The organism is Mesorhizobium silamurunense, from assembly GCF_014843825.1.
Lineage (GTDB): Bacteria > Pseudomonadota > Alphaproteobacteria > Rhizobiales > Rhizobiaceae > Mesorhizobium > Mesorhizobium silamurunense.
The window spans coordinates 1-3978 of the sequence record NZ_JHQR01000422.1 but is presented as its reverse complement, the minus strand read 5'-3'; the positions used below and the strand labels follow the sequence as shown (position 1 = coordinate 3978).

The following is a 3978-nucleotide window of genomic DNA, read 5'->3' as shown; positions in this document are numbered from 1 at the left end:
GGAAGAGGTCATTCCTGTTGCGTGACGGACGGGATGGCAGCATCGTGAAAAGGAGATGGTCACCAATCGGCTTGACAATGAACGCCGTTGGTTACCGCACTTCCGTAATCCGTCCTGGCCTTTCTCATAACGTATCATCGGAGTTCGCTCCTGCAGAATTCGACCTGCGGCGAGCGTTGCCGGGGTTTATCTTCTCAGTTCAGATCGCGTGGAAACTCCTTGACCTCTTCCCGATCAACGACGACCAAGTCCCCAGCACGCGCAACGAGTTGAGTGTCGATTCGCCAGACATCACGTAGCGCGCGTACCGTCGCCGAAACCATAACTCTGGCGTCCCAGTCGCTGCGGACGTAGGACTTTTCCCAAGTCACGGTTGCCCGTGCCGAATTCGGATCGTCCGGATGGATGATGAAAACGCTTGTCTGCCTTGCCGACAAAGTAATTCCGGTATGCGGATGACGAACAGTTCCGCCATCGTTGACGACAGTGTAAGTGGCTTCGCCGGTAACCTGGTTAGTCGTCACCTCGCGCCGGAAAGGTTCGCTTGCCTTGATCACTTCCTGCACCATCGGCGTTGCGCCCTCCGCTCCTTCAAAAGCAGCAAGCGTTACATCCACTGGTTGCGGCTTGCGCACCGGAAGAATCAGCCTGCTTCCGGCGCAGTGGATGGACAGCGTCGCCTTCTCCGGCCCTGGGAAGACGATTGGCCAATGGCCCGTAGCGACGGCAAGGCGGATGCGCTGACCCTTCTCGAAGCGCTGGCCACAGCAACGCAACTTGAAGCGCACTGTCTCGGGATTGCCCGGCCGCATTGGCTGGAGCTCGAGATCGTCATGCCGATGCGTGAGGTTGAGAATGCCGTAGCTAATGCGCGTTGCTGCGCCGTCTTTCATCACAAGCGACAGCGTCGCCGAGATCATCGCAACGGGCTTGTCTGAGGCGAGCTTCACCTCGAATTCCGGGAAGCCGAGAATCTCCACGGCTTCTTCCAAAGGCTTCGTTTCGAAGACCAGCGCATTGCCAGCTTCCATGCGCTGATCTATCGGAAAGAGCGGAAACACGCCAAAGACAGTCCAGCTCCCAGACGAGAGGCCCGCCGTCGAAGGCGAACAGATCGTCAGTACGTCGTCGCTGCGGGTCCCCTCAGCAAGGAGGCCAGGCGAAAGGGCGAGCGAGCGTTCGCCGACGCCGGATCCCGGCCACGACGGCTCCGCAACCCAGCGGCCTGGGCGCTCATCATAGATGGCGGCCGGCGGATACGGGTCTTGCATCCAAGCCCGTAGCATGGGTTCGTTGGCGATACCGGTGTCGATGCCCTTGAGATACTGATCCCACCAGCGCAGACATTCCTTTAGAAACCCGATGCGCGGGCCGGGCATGGCGAAATGCGGATATTTGTGAGCCCACGGGCCGATTAGGCCCTTCCGAATGCCAGGCAGTCTTTCGATCATGCGGAAGATCGGATTGGGGTAACTGTCAGCCCAGCCGCCAACCAAGTAGACCGGGATCTCCACACTGGAGTAATCCTCGCAGATCGAACCATGCATGTAGAATTCATCACGACGCTGATGCTCGAACCAATCAAGCATCCACATGCCATTGCCGTTTAGGCGGCCTTCCCAAAGCTCGCGCCAACGGTCGCCGACGATGAGTGGGTCGGGCGGCGCCATGGCGACCGCCCAGGCGGTGGCGCCCCAGTCCAGATTGTCGATCATCTGTGCGCCGCCGAGATAGTGGACGTCGTCATTATAGCGATCATCTGTAGAGCACAATGAAATGACGGTTTTGAGTGCCGGTGGACGGCGCGCGGCGACCTGGAGTCCGTTGAAACCGCCCCAACTGATGCCGATCATGCCCACCGCGCCGGAACACCAGGGCTGCTTCGCCAGCCATTCTATTACCGCCAGGCAGTCGTCCTGTTCCTGCTTCAAATATTCACCCTTGCAAATGCCTTCACTGTCTCCGGTGCCACGCATATCCACCCGGACGCCGGCATATCCGTGCCCGGCGAAGTAGGGATGGGTGAGCGCGTCCCGTTCTACCGTTCCATCGCGTTTGCGGTAAGGCAGGTATTCGAGGATGGCAGGGACCGGATCGGCCTCGGCGTCTTCAGGGACCCAGACGCGGGCCGCAAGCTTCACGCCATCTGGCATTGGAATCCACAGGTTCTCGATCTCACGGACCTTGCGCGGGAAATCGGTGACCACACGGATGTCTTTCATCGGACGGACCTCTTCTTGACTTGCGGCAGTTGTCTCGGCGCCGCGCTTGCCGGTCCTGAGCGGGACCTGAATACTGGAAATCGTCGCACAGCAGCGCGCATGTTTACATGGCGATCCCCATGAATAGAGCTAGCTTCGAGACGCAGCATAGATGGTGTCGTGAGCAGCATCGGCCCAGAGATTGGGAGCACTGAACGGGTTAAGACCTTCGCCAATTAGGCCGGAACTGTGGTCTTTTGCTCTACCAAAAACCAAGATGTCAGCTCAGCAGGCGGGACTGAGCATACTCCTTCAATCCCTCGATTCCCCCCTCGGTACCAAAGCCGGATTCCTTACTGGGACTGAAGGGATAGTCCGAATTGAACTCTAGATGCTTGTTCACCCATATTATTCCGAAGTCCAACCGCCGAGCGATCCGCGCCGCTCGATCTGTGTCGGCCGACCATACAGAAGCAGTGAGACCAAAAGGCGTGCTGTTGGCCCGGCGCACAACGTCACAGACATCCGTAAATGTCAGGATCGGAAGAATCGGACCGAACTGCTCATCTTTGACCAGAGAGGCTTCATCGGAGATATCTGTCACGATGGTAGGGTTGATGAAATAGCCGGCAAGAGCTGTTGTTTTGCCCCCCACGACAATGCGACCGACTTTCTCCGCCTCGTCCATGTATTGAAGAACTTTATCGAACTGGGCCTTGTTCTGCAGGGGGCCAACGGTGACATTGTCTTCCAAGCCATCGCCCACAACTGCATTTCGCGCCAGATCGGCAAGGCATTCGCAGAAGCGATCAGCAATGGCCACATGAACATAGACTCGCTTGATTGCAGTACAGACCTGTCCGCTATTGAGGAATGCCGCGTTGAAAATGGCTTGCGTCACGCGCTCCACGTCGACGTCGTCGAACACGATTGCCGGATCATTACCACCTAATTCCAAGGTGAGACGCTTTAGTCCTTGAGCAGCAGACGTCATGACTGCTTTGCCGGATGCGGTGGATCCCGTAAAAGAGATTTTTGCAATACTCGGGTGGCTGACGAGTTCTGGACCAAGTGATCCGTCGTCCGCGATGATCTGAATAAGCCCCGGCGGAACAACATCCTTAATGAGTTCGCCTAAGCGCAGGGTCGCCAAGGGAGTGGTAGGCGCCGGCTTAATGATTATAGAATTTCCCGTGATGATTGCAGGGCCGATCTTAGATATTGCGGCCTCAAGCGGAAAATTCCACGGCACTATTCCTGCAACGATGCCGTACGGCACAAAAAATTGCTCCGCGTAAGCCCCCGGCTTATTATTCAGTACGATAGGACGCAACTCCAGGCCTGAACAGTGCTCAAGAAATTCGGCGCACGAGATAGTTTCGTTTCGAGCTTGCTGAAGCGGTTTTCCCTGCTCCAGGGTCAGAAGGCGTGCAAGTTCTTCAACGCCCTTCCGTAGAATGTCGGCCAGAGCAAGGAGGAGACCACTGCGCACCGCCCACTGTTCGGCCTGCCAAGTCACAAAAGCCCGGTCAGCAGCGTCGATCGCCTGCTGCAGAACGTTCGCTCCGGGTACTATTGCAACCCCGGCAGTGCCTTGCGTCGCCGGGTTTATGATCTTCAATTTCGAGCCGTCACGGACAAGAGACCCGTTGACCAGTGAGTAAAAACGTCTTGAATCCGTCATGCGGCTATCACTCTCGTTGCTTGCAAACTTGCTGCTTGCCCTGCTCATCGACTTTCTTTCCCTACTCGACATGCTTTCACAGTTGATTTTGAC

General features: G+C 57.0%; 2 protein-coding genes. Both read right to left on the bottom strand.

Annotation, left to right across the window (positions count from 1 at the left end; translation table 11 throughout):
* Positions 1–194: 194 nt before the first annotated feature.
* Positions 195–2222, bottom strand: a complete 2028-nt coding sequence (locus tag DH10_RS35585; RefSeq protein WP_192385935.1) for a CocE/NonD family hydrolase — start codon at positions 2220–2222, stop codon at positions 195–197.
* 259 nt (positions 2223–2481) lie between these two features.
* Positions 2482–3978, bottom strand: a 1497-nt coding sequence (locus DH10_RS35580; protein ID WP_210327892.1) for an aldehyde dehydrogenase family protein, incomplete at its 5' end; no start/stop codon positions are given.